This window comes from Campylobacter sp. CNRCH_2013_0855, from assembly GCF_025773025.1.
GTDB lineage: Bacteria > Campylobacterota > Campylobacteria > Campylobacterales > Campylobacteraceae > Campylobacter_D > Campylobacter_D jejuni_C.
On record NZ_JAKMTE010000010.1, the window covers coordinates 1 to 19681 of the forward strand.

Annotated in this window: 16 protein-coding genes and 8 tRNA genes; 4 read left to right on the plus strand and 20 right to left on the minus strand. The window is 29.4% G+C overall.

Features of this window, described 5'->3' with window-relative positions:
- Nucleotides 1–246 precede the first annotated feature (246 nt).
- The 15 genes from L8X40_RS06235 to L8X40_RS06305 all read right to left on the minus strand — a co-directional run bounded on the left by L8X40_RS06235 (nt 247) and on the right by L8X40_RS06305 (nt 10169).
- Entirely contained in the window at nt 247–933 is a 687-nt protein-coding gene (locus L8X40_RS06235) for a class I SAM-dependent methyltransferase (protein ID WP_263667545.1), read from the minus strand.
- Nucleotides 934–1061: 128 nt separating this feature from the next.
- Nucleotides 1062–1137: transfer RNA gene (locus L8X40_RS06240), tRNA-Glu, on the minus strand.
- A 6-nt stretch (nt 1138–1143) separates the two neighbouring features.
- A tRNA-Lys gene (locus tag L8X40_RS06245) sits at nt 1144–1219 on the minus strand.
- Nucleotides 1220–1221: 2 nt separating this feature from the next.
- Nucleotides 1222–1298, minus strand: a tRNA-Asp gene (locus L8X40_RS06250).
- Between the two features lie 19 nt (nt 1299–1317).
- Nucleotides 1318–1393, minus strand: a tRNA-Val gene (locus tag L8X40_RS06255).
- Nucleotides 1394–1408: 15 nt separating this feature from the next.
- A tRNA-Lys gene (locus tag L8X40_RS06260) sits at nt 1409–1484 on the minus strand.
- A 2-nt stretch (nt 1485–1486) separates the two neighbouring features.
- A tRNA-Asp gene (locus tag L8X40_RS06265) sits at nt 1487–1563 on the minus strand.
- Between the two features lie 19 nt (nt 1564–1582).
- Nucleotides 1583–1658: transfer RNA gene (locus tag L8X40_RS06270), tRNA-Val, on the minus strand.
- A 15-nt stretch (nt 1659–1673) separates the two neighbouring features.
- Nucleotides 1674–1749 (minus strand) — tRNA-Lys (locus L8X40_RS06275).
- 87 nt (nt 1750–1836) lie between these two features.
- Nucleotides 1837–3945 carry a polyribonucleotide nucleotidyltransferase gene (locus L8X40_RS06280; protein WP_263667546.1) on the minus strand — a complete coding sequence of 703 codons (2109 nt, stop codon included), beginning with the start codon at nt 3943–3945 and terminating at the stop codon, nt 1837–1839.
- A 133-nt stretch (nt 3946–4078) separates the two neighbouring features.
- Nucleotides 4079–4735, minus strand: a complete 657-nt coding sequence (locus tag L8X40_RS06285; RefSeq protein ID WP_214100441.1) for a phosphoribosyltransferase — start codon at nt 4733–4735, stop codon at nt 4079–4081.
- The gene (locus L8X40_RS06290) at nt 4735–6771 is read right to left on the minus strand and encodes an LPS-assembly protein LptD (protein WP_263667560.1); all 2037 of its coding nucleotides are present in this window, start codon (nt 6769–6771) and stop codon (nt 4735–4737) included. Before L8X40_RS06290 ends, L8X40_RS06285 begins: the two co-directional genes overlap by 1 nt.
- On the minus strand, nt 6761–7219 hold the full coding sequence (locus L8X40_RS06295; protein WP_087700065.1) for an RDD family protein: 459 nt from the start codon (nt 7217–7219) through the stop codon (nt 6761–6763). The genes L8X40_RS06290 and L8X40_RS06295 overlap by 11 nt, the downstream gene beginning before the upstream one ends.
- Nucleotides 7216–8466, minus strand: a complete 1251-nt coding sequence (gene purD / locus L8X40_RS06300; RefSeq protein WP_263667547.1) for a phosphoribosylamine--glycine ligase — start codon at nt 8464–8466, stop codon at nt 7216–7218. Before purD ends, L8X40_RS06295 begins: the two co-directional genes overlap by 4 nt.
- Before the next feature lie 263 nt (nt 8467–8729).
- Nucleotides 8730–10169, minus strand: coding sequence for a hypothetical protein (locus tag L8X40_RS06305; RefSeq protein ID WP_214100445.1), 1440 nt, complete (start codon nt 10167–10169; stop codon nt 8730–8732).
- A 112-nt stretch (nt 10170–10281) separates the two neighbouring features.
- Here L8X40_RS06305 and L8X40_RS06310 point away from each other — a divergent pair, with 112 nt between their 5' ends.
- Nucleotides 10282–10833, plus strand: coding sequence for a class I SAM-dependent methyltransferase (locus L8X40_RS06310; RefSeq protein ID WP_214136333.1), 552 nt, complete (start codon nt 10282–10284; stop codon nt 10831–10833).
- Here the strand turns inward: L8X40_RS06310 and guaA are convergent, their stop codons facing one another.
- The gene (guaA, locus tag L8X40_RS06315) at nt 10834–12369 is read right to left on the minus strand and encodes a glutamine-hydrolyzing GMP synthase (RefSeq protein WP_039641066.1); all 1536 of its coding nucleotides are present in this window, start codon (nt 12367–12369) and stop codon (nt 10834–10836) included.
- Nucleotides 12370–12378: 9 nt separating this feature from the next.
- The gene (gene nhaD / locus L8X40_RS06320; protein WP_214100446.1) at nt 12379–13737 is read right to left on the minus strand and encodes a sodium:proton antiporter NhaD; all 1359 of its coding nucleotides are present in this window, start codon (nt 13735–13737) and stop codon (nt 12379–12381) included.
- A 134-nt stretch (nt 13738–13871) separates the two neighbouring features.
- Between nhaD and L8X40_RS06325 the strand changes: the two genes are divergently transcribed.
- Genes L8X40_RS06325 through L8X40_RS06335 form a run of 3 tightly spaced genes read left to right on the plus strand, consistent with a single transcriptional unit; the run spans nt 13872 to nt 17147 of the window.
- Nucleotides 13872–14345 (plus strand): hypothetical protein, encoded by a 474-nt coding sequence (locus L8X40_RS06325; protein ID WP_214126375.1) that lies wholly within the window; start codon nt 13872–13874, stop codon nt 14343–14345.
- Entirely contained in the window at nt 14338–16131 is a 1794-nt protein-coding gene (gene uvrC, locus L8X40_RS06330) for an excinuclease ABC subunit UvrC (protein ID WP_087700076.1), read from the plus strand. The genes L8X40_RS06325 and uvrC overlap by 8 nt, the downstream gene beginning before the upstream one ends.
- The gene (locus L8X40_RS06335) at nt 16128–17147 is read left to right on the plus strand and encodes a hypothetical protein (RefSeq protein WP_087700077.1); all 1020 of its coding nucleotides are present in this window, start codon (nt 16128–16130) and stop codon (nt 17145–17147) included. The genes uvrC and L8X40_RS06335 overlap by 4 nt, the downstream gene beginning before the upstream one ends.
- On the opposite strand, the gene recR is transcribed toward L8X40_RS06335, so the two are convergent.
- The 3 genes from recR to L8X40_RS06350 are packed head-to-tail and all read right to left on the minus strand — an operon-like array spanning nt 17134 to nt 19608.
- A complete protein-coding gene (recR, locus tag L8X40_RS06340) occupies nt 17134–17706 on the minus strand; it encodes a recombination mediator RecR (protein WP_087700079.1) in 573 nt (190 codons plus the stop codon). The genes L8X40_RS06335 and recR overlap by 14 nt on opposite strands.
- Before the next feature lies 1 nt (nt 17707).
- Nucleotides 17708–18940, minus strand: coding sequence for an ArsS family sensor histidine kinase (locus L8X40_RS06345; protein WP_087700082.1), 1233 nt, complete (start codon nt 18938–18940; stop codon nt 17708–17710).
- On the minus strand, nt 18937–19608 hold the full coding sequence (locus tag L8X40_RS06350; RefSeq protein WP_087700084.1) for a response regulator transcription factor: 672 nt from the start codon (nt 19606–19608) through the stop codon (nt 18937–18939). Before L8X40_RS06350 ends, L8X40_RS06345 begins: the two co-directional genes overlap by 4 nt.
- Nucleotides 19609–19681 lie beyond the last annotated feature (73 nt).

The window sequence follows — 19681 nt, forward strand, 5'->3', positions numbered from 1 at the left end:
AAAAAGAGAGAGACGGGGATGAATGTTTGACAGTGGAAGAATAGAGAAAGAATAGAGAAAGAAAGATAGAGGTTGTATTATGATATGTAATATATAGGTTTGATATTGAAAAGTTGAAGGGGATAGATATATAATATAAGTATTAGAGTTTAGCAAAAAAGGATTGGGATATTGGTTGATAGTATGCGGTAGTTATAATAGCAAGAAAAGTAAACTAAAGGCTTGTTAAAACCTTTAGTGTAAAAATTATTTTTGCCCTATGTAAATGAAGTGTTGTATACTTCCTTCAAAATTATATAAATTTATCAGCTCATAATCTCCCCAAAACAATGGCTTGAAAGGTTTAAATTTTTCTTTTAGTTCTTCAATCGTATTTGTAAAATTTATATAAGTAGATTCGCCATTTAATCTTGGACTCGATTTTACTTCTACTAAACTATTATCTTTAACATCTCCTGCAACAAATTCCTGATAAGCTTTAGAGCTAATCATTGTCGCGAAAATTATTGCACCATCATTGCATAAATCATAAAATTCTTCAATAGTTTTTTGAAAGTCTTTGTTTGGTAGATAATATAAACTTTGATTTGCAAAAATAAAATCCATTTTTACATCAAATAAATTTTTAAAGCTAGAGTTAGGTGCAATTACGTGAAAATTATTTTCATTTATCCTAGAATCTTTTTTCCAGGTATTTTTTAAACTAGAAACAATATCTATACCATAAGTCTTAATACCCCCCCCTGTTACATCTTGAAAATACTTAGAATGCACTCCATTCCCACAACCAAAATCAAGTAAATTTCCATTTGTTTTATTTAATTTGTATTTTAAGATTCTCTCATAAAATCTTATAACATGTCCATCAGGATATTGCAAGCCATATCCTTCATTGTCGTATTTTTTAGTATATCCTGATAATGAATTATCCATTATTTCTCCTTTAAATTTAAGATACAATTTCATTATACAATAAAATAAAAAATATTATAATAATTTTTAATTCTTCTTTTAGAAAAGTAATAAAATATATTAAAAATACAAATGCTAATTTAATTTTATGGCGACCCCTAGAGGATTTGAACCTCTGTTATCACACAGAGAGAGTGACGTCCTGAGCCACTAGACGAAAGGGTCAATAAGTGGTGTCCCGTGTTGGATTCGAACCAACGGCCCCCTCCTTAAAAGGGAGATGCTCTACCGGCTGAGCTAACGAGACAATGGCGCGGCGGACGGGGCTCGAACCCGCGACCTCCGGCGTGACAGGCCGATATTCTAACCAGCTGAACTACCGCCGCACCTAAAACAATAAAAGAATGGTGGTCACTATAAGACTCGAACTTATGACATCCACCTTGTAAGGGTGGCGCTCTACCAACTGAGCTAAGCGACCATTAAAGATTTTTAGTGGTGTCCCGTGTTGGATTCGAACCAACGGCCCCCTCCTTAAAAGGGAGATGCTCTACCGGCTGAGCTAACGAGACAATGGCGCGGCGGACGGGGCTCGAACCCGCGACCTCCGGCGTGACAGGCCGATATTCTAACCAGCTGAACTACCGCCGCACCTAAAACAATAAAAGAATGGTGGTCACTATAAGACTCGAACTTATGACATCCACCTTGTAAGGGTGGCGCTCTACCAACTGAGCTAAGCGACCATTAAAGATTTTTAGTGGTGTCCCGTGTTGGATTCGAACCAACGGCCCCCTCCTTAAAAGGGAGATGCTCTACCGGCTGAGCTAACGAGACAATCAAAAAATGAAATTATGCCAAAAGAATATTCTTTTGTCAAGATATAATACAAAATTTTGAGCATATTTTTAATATGCTCAAAATTTAGGCTAAATCTAAAGAGACTTTTCCGTTTTTAATTTCCGCAACCTTAACTTTAATTTCATTGCCTACTTCTAACTTTTCTTTAATCTTAGAATTATGCAATAAACCATCCACTCCATCTTTAAGTTCTACAAAAACTCCAAATTCTACAACTTTTTGAACTTTTCCTATAAATTCTTCTCCGATATCAAATTTAGGCATTTCTTTTCTATCGCGTTTTTTATTAGAGCCTTTGGAATGGAGCAAATTTAATATATATTCTTTGCTTTGAGAAATCAAATCATGATTAACTCCTGCTATTTTAACTTCACCTTTATCTCTATCTAAGTCAATATTAACTTCAAATTTTTCGATGATTTCTTTTATAGTTTTACCACCTTGACCTATGATATCAGGGATTTTGTTTGGATCTACATTAAAGATCTCAATCTTTGGCAAAATAGCTTCATTAACAATGATGTTTCTATCAGCTTCTTCCATTAGTTTTAAAATATGTTCTCTAGCTTCTTTTGCTTGATATAAAGCTTCTTTTAAAACCTGTTGCTCTATACCACCAAGTTTTATATCCATCTGCAAAGCGGTGATTCCTTCATAACTTCCTGCCACTTTAAAATCCATATCTCCATCGTGATCTTCAAGCCCCATAATATCTGTTAAAATAGCATATTTTTCATCTTCAAAAACAAGCCCCATTGCCACACCTGCTACTAGTTTTTCACTTTTTATTCCTGCAGCTCTTAAAGCCAAAGCACCACCACAAACAGTGGCCATAGAACTAGAACCATTGCTTTCTAAAATTTCAGATACCAAACGAATGGTATGAGCATAATCTATATCTACGCTAGGATGTAAAGCTCGTTTTGCTAAATTTCCATGCCCCAGTTCTCTTCTACCAGGAGCTTTTATAGGGCTAGCTTCACCTACAGAAAAACCTGGAAAATTATAATTAACCATAAATTTTTCACAAATTGGATTTTTTTCTGTTAGCAAATCTGACATTTGAGCATCATTATCATTTCCTAAAGTTGCAACAACTAAAGCTTGGGTTTGTCCTCTAGTAAAAAGACAAGATCCATGAGCGTTTGGTAAAATATTTGTTTCTATGTCTATTTTCCTAACATCTTTCAAACCTCTACCATCTGCTCGTTTATTTTCATTAATAATTTGACTTCTAATAAGTTCTCTTTTACATACATGCAAAGCTTTTTCAATATCTTCAAATTTCCATTCATTTTCGATAGCTATTGCTTCGCTTTCAATTTCTTTTGCAATTTGCAAAATTTCACTCGCTCTTTCACTTTTTGCCATTTGATTAATAGCAATTTTAAGTTTTGTTATATAAGTATTTTTTATATAATCAATAATTTGAGCATTATCTAGCTCTATTTTAAACTCAAGTTTGGAATTTTTTCTATAAGCAGCAAATGTTTTTTCATATTCATTGGAGCCACGTAAAATTGCATTACCTGCAAAATCTAAAGCTTTTAAAGTATCATCTTCACTTAACTCATTCATACAATGTTTATTGTTTTGATTATTTGCCAAAGCTCTCATTTCTATCATTAAAAGCTCATCTTTCACACCTGCTACATAAAGATCTAGGGTGCTATTTTTTAGCTCACTGTTGCTTGGATTTAAAACAAATTCATTATTTATACGACCTATTCTTACACCACAAACTGGCGCTTTAATAGGAATATCACTTAAATATAAAGCAACACTTGCAGCATTTAAGCTCATTACTTGTAAATCTACTTCAGGATCAGCAGAAAGAACCATAACTACAATTTGGGTTGGATAAGCATAGCCTTTTGGAAAAAGAGGTCTTAAGCTTCTATCTATAATCCTTGCACTTAAAGTTTCATTATCACCTGGTTTAGTTTCTCTTTTTACATAGCCACCTGGAATTTTACCTGCTGCATAAGCTTTTTCTATATATTGCACCGTAAGAGGTAAAAAATCCTCTTCTACCATTTTTTCTTCTCTTGCTACAGTTGCTAAAACTACTGCATTTTTTTCTTGCATTAAAACTGCACCTGCGGCTTGTTTTGCTACCTTATCGGTATCAAATATTTCAATATGATTATTGATATTTATTTCATGTCGCATGATTTTTCCTTTAAATTTTTATCATAGACAAAACCAAATAAGCTTTTTAAATTTTAAAAATTAAAACTTAAAAAGCCTGTTTTTATTTTGCCTATAAATTTATATCTAAACAACAAATTGTTTAGATATAAATTTACTTTTTTAAAGGAAGATAATATTTACTTTCTTCTAAAATATCTAAAATTTCATGGGCTTGCAAAATCGTTTTATTTTTAAAATAGAACTCAATATTCACAAAATGATCAATTTTTTGCGCGCAATAAACCTCATCTACAAAAACACTAATATAATCATACACATCGCTTGGCATTAAAGCAGTGGCATAAATAATGCTATTTACTTCTTCTTTTAGCAAACTTTTAATACATGAAGAAGCAGTAATCCCACTTTCACAGCCCTCATGCAGCATTAAAATATTTTTTCCTTTTAAACCTTTTAAAAGATTTCCTTTTCTATAACGATATACATTTTTTAAAATTTTTTCTTCATAAGTCCTGTTTGCCTCACCATAAATATAATCTAAGCTTATATCAAAAGCTTTAACTAAAGCCTTATTGTAAACAAGCTCTTTTGTCTCGCTAATCATAGCTATTTGACACTCATCATTATTAGGAGCTTTAATTTGCTCTGTGAATAAAAAATCATATGGAATTTCTAATTTTTGTGCCAGCGCATCAACAAAAACTATAGATTTTAAAGAAGGTGTGATGATAATATAATCTTTTAGTTTATTCAACGGCAATATATCATATAATCTCTCAAGTGCATCTTTTTCATCTTCAAAAAACATTATATAGACCTTTCATTCTCTTCCAAAGAAAAATCATAAGAAACTCCACCCAATGGATAAAAATTAAACATAAAATATACACCGCTTTGATCTTTGGCGCTAATCCCTCCGCTAGTAAGCTTAGGTGAAATATCTTTACGATACATCAAAGAATAATTCCAACATTTTCTTTGATAAGTATAACCCACCTCCCATTTATCAGGATTTTTATCTAAATCAAACCATAATCCACCAAAAATTTGATAATTAGTGTTTATATCATATTGGGCTTTAGTTCCCAAAAAGTTATATTTTTCCTTTTCATAAATTCTATAAGCATGATTTAGGCTAAATTTCCATTTATCATAATCAAATAATACTTCACTAAAAACTTTATCAAAACGACTATCTACTCCTGAATATTCTGCTTCATTTCTAAAGCTTATATAATCATTGTAAAAATATTCTACAATATTATCAAAACCACCAAAACTACCTTCTTTGGTAAAATATTTTAATTTTAAACTATGGTATAATTTTTTTTTGCCTAAAGTATTATAAAAATACTGAAACATTGAAAAATTAAATTGTTCAGGATTGTTATCAATATTTATAAAATCTTCTGTTATTTCTCCAGACTTGGCTCCAGGTAGAAAATAATTAACTCCTAAATACAAAGTATGATAAAAATTTTCATATGGCTTAGAAAGATCTGTATATAAAGAAAAATTATGAGAATTTTGAAATAAGTGCTCTTGGTTTTTAATATCTGTATTGGAATAATCCACAAAATTAGCATAAACCCTTTCGGTAAAGGTAAAATTTAAAAAATCATCCATAAAACTTGTATGATAAATTAATGGTAAATCAAAATCTAAAATTTTAGCATAAATACCAGTATGTCTATAATATCTATGAAAAGAAGTATCTAGACTATACTGTATATAATTATCAAAAAAACCATTTAGATATCTATGATATTGAAAAGATGGATATTCTTGCAAAGTATCTTTATTGCTAATTTTAGAAGTATCTATATAATACTTTGCATAAGCACCGTAATAATTATCATCATCTGATAAAAAATAATTTATTTTAGAAGTGACCAAAGAAGCTTCTGTTTTTGCGCTAGAACTCAAATTCATATAATCAACATCATTTAAATAAGTAGCATCAACCCATAAACCTTCTTGAAATTCATCACTCAAAAGACTTTTAAACAGAGCTTCACTTGAATATTTAATTTCTAAACCATAGTGTTCTTTGTTTTTTAAATTTTCTTCTCTTTTATAGCTTGATTTTTCTCCAAAAATACCACCACTAATTTCGCCTTGAGAATAAGGACTATCGATAAATCTTAAAGTTGAATATAGTCCATAACCTCTTTTTGTTCTAATTTGAGGTTCAAATTGTATATCTGCATTATCATCAATAACATAATAGATTGGTTGATTATAATATAATCCCTCGCTTTGTTTTAAAACTACCTGAGGAATTAACAAACCACTTTTTCTTTTGGTATCCACACTAAAACCAAAATACGGCAAATACATCACAGGAGTATTTTTAACATATAATCTTGCATTATAAAGATGCAAAAAATTACTTTCTTTGTTTAGTTTTCCTTCATCAAAACGAATCTCCCAATCAGGATTTTCAACATTACAACTAGACACAACAGACTTTTTACTTATTATAAATTTATCATCAATTTTAGCTTGATGACACTGCAACCAAACTTCCAAATCATTATTTGAAAAAAATAAATTTTTAAAAGCTGTTGTATTATCTTTGAGATTAATTTTAGTATAAGTAGAATTAGTTCTTTCTTTCTGTCCTCTTAAGATATTTATATCACCAAATAATTCTAAATCTTTAGTTATTTCATTAAATTTAGCCTCGCTTGCGGTTATTAAATACAAATCAGAAACTACAACTACATTATTTTTTGCTTCTATAGTATCATTTTTTTTTACAACATCTAAAGCATAAATATCTACTTTAGAAGCATATAAACTTCCTATGCAAGCCAAAGAAAGTAATATTTTACGCAAGATCTATCACCACTGTTTTTGCTGCATAATCATGCCAAGTTTTTAAAACAATGTTACTCAAAGCCCAAGCAAAACCTAAACCATATAACATATCACTAACTTGTCTTATACCTGCCCTTAAGGCACTTTGGGTAAAATTTGGTTTATCTAGTAATTCTTGATCAATCACCATAATTTTCAAAAGTATTTTTCCTAAAGTTGCACCATATAAATAAGTAAACAAGCTATGATACGCAAACTGCAAAATCAAAATTCCACTAGCAAAACGCATTAAAAGATTATGAATTTCATCATAAGTTTGCATAGAGTCAATCTTATCAAATAAAATAATACTCACAATAGTTAAAATCACAAAACTATCAACAATATAAGCTAAAAATCTTTTTTTAAAACTTGCTAATTTTAGCTCTTCTTTTTCTAATTTATCAAACAATTCTTGATTTGCACTCATTTAAGAACCTGAAAAGCAATATCTTTTCTATATTGTTTTCCTTTAAAATGGACATTTTCACAAAGTAAATAAGCGTTTTTTTGAGCTTCTTCAATGCTTTTTCCAGTTCCCACACAAACCAATACGCGACCACCACTAGCGTATAATTTATCATCTTCCAAACTTACACCAGCATAAGAAATATGAGAATTTTGCGGGATATTGTCTATCTCAATCAAGGCTTTTGGTGAGTCCTTGTAAGGATAATTTTTACTTGCACAAACTACGCCCACAGCAAATTCGTTTTTAATTTTTATATGAGCATTGGCAAGATTTTTATTCACACATGCTAAAAATAAATCCAAAGGATTTTCTATCAAAGGCATCAAAACTTCACACTCAGGATCGCCAAATCGCACATTATATTCCAAAACATAAGGTTTATTATTTACAACCATCAAACCTATAAATAACACACCGACAAATTCAGCACCTTCTTCTTTCATGCCTTTAAGAGTCGGTGTTATTATATCTTTTTTTACTTGCCCTAATAAGATTTCACTTGCTAAAGCACTTGGAGCATAAGCCCCCATACCACCTGTATTAGGTCCTTTATCGTTATCTAATAATCTTTTATGGTCTTGCGCAACAGGTAATAATACAAAATCATTTCCATCACAAACCGCAAATACACTTAATTCAAAACCATCGAGATATTCTTCAATTACAACAATTTTTCCAGCTTCGCCAAAACTTTCACCACTAAGCATATTTTTAGTAACTTCCAAAGCTTCTTCGTGACTTTGCGCTATAATTACTCCTTTACCTGCACACAAACCATCTGCTTTCACAACAATAGGAGGTGTTAAGGATGTAATAAATTTCTTAGCCTTTTCATAATCTGTTGTATTTAAAAATTTAGCTGTTTTAATTTTATATTTTTTTAAAAAACTCTTCATATAAGATTTTGAAGCCTCTAGCATAGCAGCAGCTTTAGTAGGCCCAAAAATAGCAATATTGTTTTCTTTAAAAAGATCTACTATACCCTCTGCTAAAAAATTTTCGCTCCCAACTATACAAAGATCAATTTCAGATGCTTTTGCATAAGCTGTAATCACCTTAGGATCTTTCATATTAAGATTAGTTCCTATTTTAGCAGTAGCACCATTTCCTGGAGCAAAATAAAATTCTAAATTATCATTTGTTTTTTGAAGAGCCAAAGCGATAGAATACTCTCTTGCACCGCTTCCTAATATTAAAATTTTCATTATTTTCCTTAAAAGTGTTGCAAAAACCCAAATGGCCGGAGTATAAGTGTCTGACCCTCAAAAAGTCAAAGTATGCCATTAGGTGATTTTTAAAGGCTGCAGCTTCTCGCTTTTTTCAAAACTCAAACGAAGTCACAGAACACGGTAAATCACACATCACAGCTTATAATTAATGTGTTGGATCCTCTTTAATACCATATCGAACCATTTAGGCAATATAATTATAACTAAGAAAACTTAAAAATAGGGTTTAAAAAGGATTTTTATAAAATTTTAAATTTAGTTTTAGAATCTTTTTTTAAGAAATATTTCCCTTCTAAGATAACATCAGCAACAGGTGCCCATATAGTCTTTTCATCTACATAAACTATATCAAATTCAGTATTTTTCATTAATCCTTGATAATTTACTTTTTTAGGCGCATGCTTAACTACATAATAAGGATTCATTGCAAAAATTTGAATCTTCATGCTAACATATAAATCAGGATTAGAAGTAACTACTAAAAAACTCTTTTCGCATTCCTTTCTTACTTTTTTAACATAAGAAAATAAAAGCTGATCATTTGGGTTTAGTGCATGTTTGTTTAATCTATTTAAGTAAAGTTCAGCAAAAGAAAGAGTACAAAAAGAAATTTCACTTGCTGTTTTAAAATAAGAATTTTTTATACTTGTCGACTTTAAAGATTTTTTCCAAATTTCTATATCTAGTTTTGTAGCACAAATATTCAAGCCTTGCTTAATTTTTTCAAAAAGTTTTTCTCTTGCCATATTAAAACTATTACTAAAAATAGTAAGATTTTTTTCATAAAAAGACTTTTTCATCGCCTCTAATTTTTCTACACTTTTTGTAAAATAATCCGCTTCATTTTTAATTTCTATTAATTTTTGTTTTTTACTTTGTATTAACTCTTCAAATTCTTGGCGTTTTTTACCATTTTCAGATTCCAATCTTGCTTGTTTTGATTTTATATCTGTAATTAAAGTACTCATTTGACGATCAAGTGCTAATTTCCTATTTTTCCTATTATCAATTGAAGCCAAAAGAGCTTGATAATGACATTGATGAGATAAAAATACCTCATCATACAAACGTTCCATATTAATATGTTTTTGCTTATCTTTCATATCTTTATATGCCATTTCAAGGTGTACTATGATATTTTTCATTGCAGAAAAATCAGCTTGATTGATGGTATTATCTGAGAACAACAAAGTATCTAAAGCCTTATATAAGAAACGTTTCATAGCAAAAAAATCTATAATATATGGCACTTCATCTGTGTTAATATCTTTTACTGCATTAATTGACAAGGTTTCATTATAAAAATACCTTTGAATAGCTTGCGGAATGGTTAAATTTAATGTGATTTTATCAAGATTATCATAATCAGTTTCTCTATAAAGTTCTTGAACATAAGCATCACGTCTTGTTAATCTTAAATCTTCTAATTCATCATCACTATCTGTTTTCCAAAAATCTCTTTCTTTAATAAAATCATTATCTGTAAATTCTTGGAATTTAGAAGGTCTTAAATCAGTAATATGCTTTCCATCGGATCTAAATTCAACAAACATACCAACCGTTGGCATACTTCTTTTATCATGCCATGCATGTTTATTAAATTCAAAAAATGTTTTTGCTAGATTAATTACTGTTCCTCTCCCAGTAGCATCCACATAAACCATTATTTTTCCGTGCATATCCAAATCCTTGATCTAAAGAAAAATTAAATTCTTATTTTAACTTTGTTTTTATAAATTTACAATAATATTTTAGAATTTCTTCAAAACAAATATTTTAGGTATTTTATTTATGTTTTTATATCAATATTTTAAAAACCCAAAACAAACAGGAGCGTTTTGTGCAAGCTCTAAAAAATTAAGCAAACTCATAACTTCCCATGTTAAACATGCAAAAAATATCGTTGAAATAGGACCTGGCACAGGAAGTTTTACAAAATATATTTTCAAGCAAAAAAATCATAATGCAAGTTTTTTTGCCGTTGAAATCAACCCTCACATGGCAAAAAAATTAAAGCAAAATATAAAAAATATAGATATAGAAATCAGCTCAGCAGAATTCTTGCCTAATATGCTAGAAAAAAGAGCGATCAACAGCGTTGATTTGATCATCTCAGGAATTCCTTGGGCTTTATTAAATTCCAAAGAGCAAGATTTATTATTAAAATCTATCCATGATGCTTTAGAGGAAAACGGTTGTTTTGCAACATTTGCTTATATACTCCCAACACCAAAAGGAAGGGCTTTTAAGAAAAAACTTTTTGCTACTTTTAGCAAGGTAGAAATTTCACCTATCATTTGGCAAAATCTTCCCCCTGCTTTTGTATATTTTTGTACTAAATAATCATTCCCATTCAATCGTTGCTGGTGGCTTACTAGAAATATCATACACCACGCGATTGATTCCTTCTACTTCATTAATAATACGGCGCGAAATATTTTCTAATAATTCATAAGGCAAATGAGAAAAAGTCGCAGTCATACCATCACTTGCATTAACAACACGCACACAAACTGCGTTATCATAAGTCCTATTATCTCCCATTACACCAACACTTTGTACGTTTAAAAGCACACAAAAAGCTTGCCATGTCTTATCATACCAACCACTACTTTTTAATTCTTCAATCAAAATAACATCTGCTTTTCTTAAAAGCTCCAAACTAGGCTCATTTACCTCACCCATTATACGTATAGCAAGACCTGGCCCTGGGAAAGGGTGACGATAAACCACATCTTTACTTAAGCCAAGCTCCATTCCCAAAGCTCTTACCTCATCTTTAAAAATTTCCTTTAAAGGCTCGATGAGTTTTAAATTCATCTTTTCAGGTAAACCACCCACATTGTGATGAGATTTTATAGTTTTACTAGCTCCTACGACCGAACTTTCAATAATATCAGTATACAAAGTCCCTTGCGCTAGATATTTTACATCTTTATGTTTTTTAGCTTCTTCTTCAAAAACTTCTATAAAAGTATTTCCTATGATTTTTCTTTTTTGCTCAGGATCTCTCACCCCTGCCAAACGACTTAAGAAAATTTCTCTAGCATCAATACTAATTAGATCAATACCCAAAGTATGTCTAAACATATACTCAACTTGTTCTTTTTCACCGCTTCTTAAAAGACCATTATCAACAAAAACAACCACTACTTGATCTTTAATTGCACTTGCTAACAATGCAGCCACTACGCTACTATCCACTCCACCACTTACTGCACAAAGTACTTTATCATTTCCTACTTCTTCTTTGATTTTTTGTGCTTGAGTTTTTGCAAAAGATCCCATATTCCATACACTATCACAATTACATGCATACTTAGCAAAATTTTTCAAGATGCTTTTTCCAAATTCACTGTGTTGCACTTCAGGATGAAATTGTAAAGCAAAAAATTTACGCTTCTCATCTCCAAACACACAAAATGGACTATTTTCACTAGTTGCTAAAACCTCAAAACCTTGTGGTAAATTTTCAACCTTATCAGAATGGCTCATCCACACTGTTTGCTTTTTAGGTAAGTTTTTAAACAAATCACTATCATTTTGAATATCTATAGTTGCTTTACCATATTCTTTATGACCTGCTGGAGCGACATTTGCTCCAAAATGATGCGCCATAAGTTGCATACCATAGCATATCCCTAAAACAGGTATATTTAAATCAAAGACACCCTTATCACAAAAATAAGCATCATTTGCATATACACTAGCTGGTCCACCACTTAAAATAATACCCTTAGGCTCTTTAGCCTTAATCTCATCTAAACTCACATTAAAAGGTAAAATTTCTGCATACACACCCTGCTCTCTTAATCTTCTAGCAATGAGTTGTGTGTATTGTGAACCAAAATCCAAAACTAAAATATCTGCTTTTTTCATCTAACTCCTTTATAAATTTAACAATTGAAATTGTACATACCAAACTATAATAGATATTATATAACCAACCAAAATCGTCCATGCATATTTTAAATGAGCATTAAAAGTATAAATTCCTTTCATTTTACCCATTACTCCTACTCCAGCAGCCGAACCAAAACTTATTAATGACCCCCCTATTCCTGCTGTAAGAGTTACTAAAAGCCATTGAGTATCATCCATGCTTGGATTTGCTTTTAGTACCGCACTCATAACCGGAACATTATCTACAATAGCAGATAAAAATCCTACGCCTATATTAATACTAGTAGCTCCAAATTTTGCATAAAGATCAGAAGCGTAAGCAAGCCAACCAACAAAATGCAAGGCGCCAACTGCAGATAAAATACCAAAGAAAAACAATAAAGTATCCATCTCTATACGCGTCATATAATGAAAAATATTTAAGTCTTTCTTTTTTTGCTTTCTATTAAAAAAATATACATATAAGCTAAGCAAAGAAAGGCCAAATATCATACCCCACATCGCAGGTAAATCGCAAATACTATGAATAAATACTGCTAAAGCAATAGTTAAAAAACCAAGTACAATAAAAACTTTGCCACCTGGTTTAATCTCAATTTTTTCTAGATTATTTTTGTGAAAATTTGGCTCAATATTAGGCACATAACGCGATAATAAATAAGCAGTAAGCAACCAACCAATAAAAGAAGCAGGAAAAAGAGCAAAAAATTCAAAAAATGTAGCTTTTTTTGCCGTCCAAACCATTAAAGTAGTAATATCACCAAAAGGCGACCAAGCTCCACCTGCATTAGCCGCCACTACAATATTTATAGCACCCGGGATTAAAAATTCTTTGTTATGCTTATCTATGGTTAAAAGCACGGTAGATAAAATCAAAGCAGTTGTAAGATTGTCTGCAATTGGGGAGATAAAAAAAGCTAAAATTCCTGTTAGCCAAAATAACTTTCTATAAGTATAACCCTTGCTCACAAGTTTGTATTTTAAAGTTTCAAAAACTGATCTTTCTATCAAAGCCTCTATAAAAGTCATAGCGGCTATTAAGAAAAAGACAATTTGTGCAATTTCTAAAATAAGGTGGTTAACACTTTCTTCAAGTATCTGCGTATCTAAATCATTCATTACCATATATATACCTATGATAACAAAAGACAAAGTTCCTATAAATAAAGCGGGTTTGGTTTTATTAATATGATATTTTTCTTCTGCTGCAATAAAATAATAGCCTAATATAAAAATTATTAAAACGCCTATACCCAAAGCACTAAAAGCTAAATTTAACTCATGTGTTTGACTAGCTAATAAAAAACTAACGCCAAAACAAAGTAAAAAAAGTATTTTACTCATATTTCACTCTCCAAAGATTGGAATTTTTTTATCTCTTTTACACTACCATTATTATCTTTTATTTCATAAAATGGAGTAGCTTTATAGCCACACGCACTTAACAATATTAATAAAAAAAATGTTACAATAATCAAATGAAAGTTGAAAATAAAATTAAAACAAGTCATGATGTTATCAATACACTTGCCAATTCTGAAAAATATAAACATTATAGACCTTTAAAAGTACTTTTACAATATAAAGAGTTTTTAAATTTGTTAAACCTTAATCACCAACAAATGATTACTAAACTCTTTATAAAAAATAATACTTTGGTTATTTTAGTTAAACACCACATTGCATATATGGAGCTTAATCACGATAATACCAAAAAAATGATTAAAAGTCTCATAAAAAACTATACTTTAGCTAAGCCAATGAGTAATTTTGCAAAAGTAGAAAACATAAAAATACTTAATGATAAAAACTTTACATCTAAAAATAGTATTTTTATTGAACATAAAAATACTCATCTAGAACTTTCTAATGGAGATTTTAGAAACCATTTTAAAAATCCTATTTTATATAATAAATTTGAAGAACTGCGAAAGCTTATAAAAAATGCTTGAAAACGAACTCAAGACTTTACCCAATTTACCTGGCGTGTATCAGTATTTTGATATACAAGGTAAGCTTTTATACGTAGGTAAAGCCAAGAATTTAAAAAACCGCGTTAGAAGTTATTTTAATTTCACTCCAAATCTTTGCCCAAATCCCAACAATAGTTTAAGAATTCAAAAGATGATCAGCCAGACTCATCATTTAGAATTTATTACCACAAAAAGTGAGGCCGATGCTTTAATATTGGAAAATTCTTTTATAAAACAGCTTCATCCAAAATACAATATACTATTAAGAGATGATAAAACCTACCCTTATATTTATATAGACTTAAATGAAGATTTTCCAAGATTTGAAATTACAAGAAAAATCATCAAAAAAAATAAAATAAAATATTTTGGTCCGTTTTTTAAAGGAGCAAAAGAGCTTTTAAATGCTTTGTATTTATCATTTGAACTAAGACAAAAAAAATCTTGCAAAGAACTTTGTCTTTTTTATCAAATTAAGCGTTGCAAAGGACCATGTGAGCAAAAAATTTCTAAGCAAGAATATGAAAAAATTATCCAAAAGGCTACTCAAGCTCTTTTAAATCCTCTATCTTTAACAAAAAAATTAGAAAATAAAATGCTAGAGTATGCAAAAAACGAAAACTACGAAGAAGCAGCTATTATAAGAGATCAAATCAAAACAATAGAAGATTTAAGCGTAAAAATACAAATAGACCTTGCAAAATTAGAAGATTTTGATGTTTTTGCCATATACCATGAAGCAAATATACTCTCTATGGTGCGTTTTGTCATCAATAATGGTAGGATAATTAGCTCAAACCATAAAGTGCTAACCCTAAATCATCAAGATGAATTTGACTTAAATGCAGTATACAAGCAATACATATTAGAAAATTACACCCAAGATAGCCCAATAAATTCAACCCGAATTTACACACATGAAGAATTTGAAGATATGAATCTTTTGCAAAATTTACTTAGCGAGAGATTTTCTAAAAAATTTCACCTTAAGACTCCAAAACTTGGTGAAAAAAAGGCCTTGTGTGAGCTTGCATTAGAAAATGCAAAAATAAATATACAAAAACACTTAAAAAGTGATGATTATTTATTTTTAAAAGAATTAAAAGAATTTTTTAACCTACAAAATTATCCTAATCATATAGAAATTTTTGATAATTCTCACATGCAAGGTGAAGCAAATGTCGGTGCTTTGGTAGCCTATAAAGATGGAAAATTTGACAAAAGTTCTTATAGGCACTACCATTTATCCTATAAAAATGATTACGATCAAATGCTTCAAACTCTTAGTAAAAGAGCCATGTCGTTTGATAAAAATCCTCCGCCTGATTTATGGTTAATTGATGGAGGAGATACTTTATTAAAGCTAGCAAATAATATCATCAAAAGTTCTGGAGCAAATGTAGATATTTTAACAATTTCTAAAGAAAAAATAGATACAAAAGCTTATAGGGCAAAAGGAAATGCAAAAGATAAAATTTATACTCAAGAAGGCAAAATTCAACTTTCCACCGATGATAAAAAATTACAATTTTTACAAAAATTGCGTGATGAAGCACATCGCTTTGCAATTAGTTTTCATCAAAAAACAAAAAGAAAGCAAGATTTGCAAAGTTCTAAGCTAATGCAACTTGGAATTTCCCAAGGATATATTAAAAAATTTTTAGATTATTATGGTAGTTTTGATAAGATTAGTGAAGCTAATTTTGATGAGTTAAAATCACTTTCTAATGCAAAAATAGCCAAATTAATCAAGGATAATTTATGATATTACTTATTAGTCTTTTGACTTTAATTTTATGCTTTTTAAATTATTATTTTTTATACCCTATTGACCAAAAACTATTCTTCGTTTATACCTTTGTGAGTATTTTGATTTTTATCATTGCGTGTATTTGTATAACTCTAAAAAATCAGAAAATCAAAAAAAATAAATTTTTAACTCAGGAGATTGAAAAATATTTTTCTTTGCCAAAATCAAATTCTTTGGAAGAGTTAAAGGAAAATTTAAAACTATTATTTGATTCAATCAACAAGCAATTACAAGATCAAAAACTACAAAATAAACTTGTACAAAAAAATTTCCAGTATCTTATTCAAGGTTTAAGTTATTTACAAGCAGATAATTTATCTACACTAAAGCCAATTTTACAGCAATATCACCACAATAAAATTTCCACAAATAATTGTTTTGAAAATATTCATGTGGGTATTATAAACAACAATGTTATTGAAAATTTTCTTTTACAATGTATATTATTAAATATAGGAATTAGCAGTGAAATTATAAATGATTATAAAGAAAGAAATTTTACTTTTATTATCTCAAAAGAAAGAGTTGATGATATTTTAAATTTTACTTTTACTGAAATTTACACTGAAGACATAATTAATTTTTTAAATGTTAATTTTGCGCAAGAGAACTATAGAAAAGAAAATTCTAATGTTTTGATTTTTAAATCTACTAGTTTTGAAAATAATCTTATTTTAAATATAACCAATCAATTTTGTCCAAATAATCAAGCTGTAAACAATTTAAGTGATTTTAAAAAGGCTTTACAATTAAATTTCAAATTGATTTTAATAGATTATGAAGTTATTAAATTTGATTTAATACATATTAGCCAAATACTACATGAATACAAAATAAAAAATCCCAAAAATACCATTTTGCTTTTTTCCAAAGATAGGATTAAAAACTGTGACTTTGCCAATATGGTCTTAAATGACATTAACAAAATTGAATGGTTAGCACTGTTAAAAAAATACATCAATCAAGCTTAGTTCTATGATTTACTGCCTTATGCAAAGATATAAAATCCACATTTTCTAAACTTACACCACTTGGAATACCTTGGGCTATTTGTGAAAAGCTTAAATTTAAATCTTTTAGTTTTTCCTCTATAAAAAAAATAATAGCATCAGAATTTAATCCTTGTGTGAAAGCAAAAAATATTTCTTTTACATTTTTACTTTCAATTATTAATCTTAATTTTATAATATTATCCTCACTAGTATTCTCTAGTACAAAATAAAGTCCATCATAACTTCCACTATCTTCTAAAACCAAAACATCTTTTGGATCTTGTACTATACAAACTATATTATTATTTCTTTCTATATTAGAACATACTTCACATAATTCATTTTCGCTTAAAGATCCACATTGGATGCATTTTTTAATCGCTCTAATAGATTCTTCAATATGATAAGCAAGTTTTGAACCAAGTAAAGGATCTTTTATACACACATGATATGCAAGCCTTAAAGCCGTTTTTTTACCTATAGTGGGAAGAGCAGAAAAAATCTCTACTAACTCATTGAATTTTTCTATACCCTTCAAGCTATTTTAACCTTGAAAAAACAATTTTGAAGGTGTGATATCCATCTTCATAACTATAGGTTAAATTATAACCATGAAGATTACAAATATTATTAATAATATAAAGTCCTAACCCCATGCCCTCAACTTGGGTATTTTGTTCTCTTACAAATGGCTTTAAATAATAATCAAAAGTTTTTTTAAGCTGCACACCCTTATTTCTAACAATTATATAATCTCCAGAACATATAATTTCACAGCTTTTATCATCAGAATATTTAATAGCATTATCAATTAAATTTTTAAGCATTAAAGAGAAGAGTTCTAAATCTGCCACAATCATAACATCATCTTTATATACAATCTTAACCTTCTGATAAAAATCATCTCTCATCAAATAATCTTCAGCTTGTTCTAAAATTAAACTAAGATGGTAGGTTTGCAAATTGAGTTGACAATTTCTTGATAAAACCTTTTCAATCTTTCCAAATTCATCAATCAATAGTTCAAGCCTTTCAAAAATCGCCACCAAGCGATCTTTTTGTTTTTGGTTGTCTAACATCTCACAAACTATCCTACCCTTTCCAATAGGTGTTTTAAGTTCATGCATAATCATTCTTAAAAAAAATTGTCTAGATTTTACAAGTTCTTGTATTTTATTAATTGCGTGATCAAATTCAAAAGAAATTTCAGAAATTTCATCATTAATTTGAGAATACTCAGATAAAGGTTCTATTTTACCTGTACTAATATTTTTAATTTTTTTCTTTAAAATTTTTAAAGGTGTTAGTGATTTTAATACAGAAAAGTATAAAAATATAATTAAAATCAAACTGAAAAAAAAGCTAAGCAAAAACAAATATTCTAAACGTGTGGAAGAATTTAATTCATAAAGCCATCTTGTTTTATCTTGCTCAACATAAAAATAAATTTGATTATGATAAACAATAGAAGCAAAGTTGCCATATAAAGAATTGATTCTAAAAACCTTTTCACCTTTTGTAACAATATGTTTTATACTACGCTCACTTTCAACCAAGACAAAGGACTTAGAAAGAAGATAATCATGAACAGAAAATTTCTCCTTTCTTTCCAAATTATAAATAATCTTTTCGATAATATCTTTTTGTCTATTTTGCTCACTTGTTAAATACGAATCAATTTGAATTTTTCCAAGCAAAACAAATAATGCACAAACAAACAAAAAAGCTGTTGCAAAAAGAGCAGTAATCTTAAGATTAATTGTGATTTTCATCCTATCAACTTATACCCTATTCCTCTAACAGAAAAAATATGCTTTGGTGCTTTAGAACTATCACCGATCTTAGTTCTTAACCTACCAATAATTACATCTAGACTTTTGGAATCTTTATCTTTTAGGCTTTTACAATGATACACAAGCTGCTCTCTACTTACCGAAAAGCCATGCTGTCTTATCATATAACTTAAAATTTCATACTCAGCAGGTGTTAATATTAAAACTTCATCATTATAACTTATCTCATGTCTTTTTTCATCAATTTTAAATGCTGAATTGATTATTTTTTCAGGAGTTTCATTAGTTCGCTTAGAACGACGAATCAAACTCATAATTCTTGCATGCATTTCTTTTGGATCATATGGTTTTGGTAAGTAATCATCTGCGCCTATTTGAAGGCCTACAATTTTATCACTTAAATCACTTCTAGCTGAAGAAATAATAATAGGAATACTATATTTTTCCCTTATTTCACGACAAACTTCAAGACCATCAAGTCCAGGTAAAGTTAAATCAAGAATTAAACAATCATAGTTTTTTATACCAGCACTCATTCCCAAATATGGATCTTCATAATTAGTAACTTTTATATTAAACTGGGCCAAATATTCTGCCAAAAACTCTGCAAAATCTGGATCATCTTCGATCATTAAAACATTAATCATCTCTACCCCTTTAGTGAAAATATGTTACAAACTTAACATTATAACACATAATTTAACTATTCATTTATTTTTT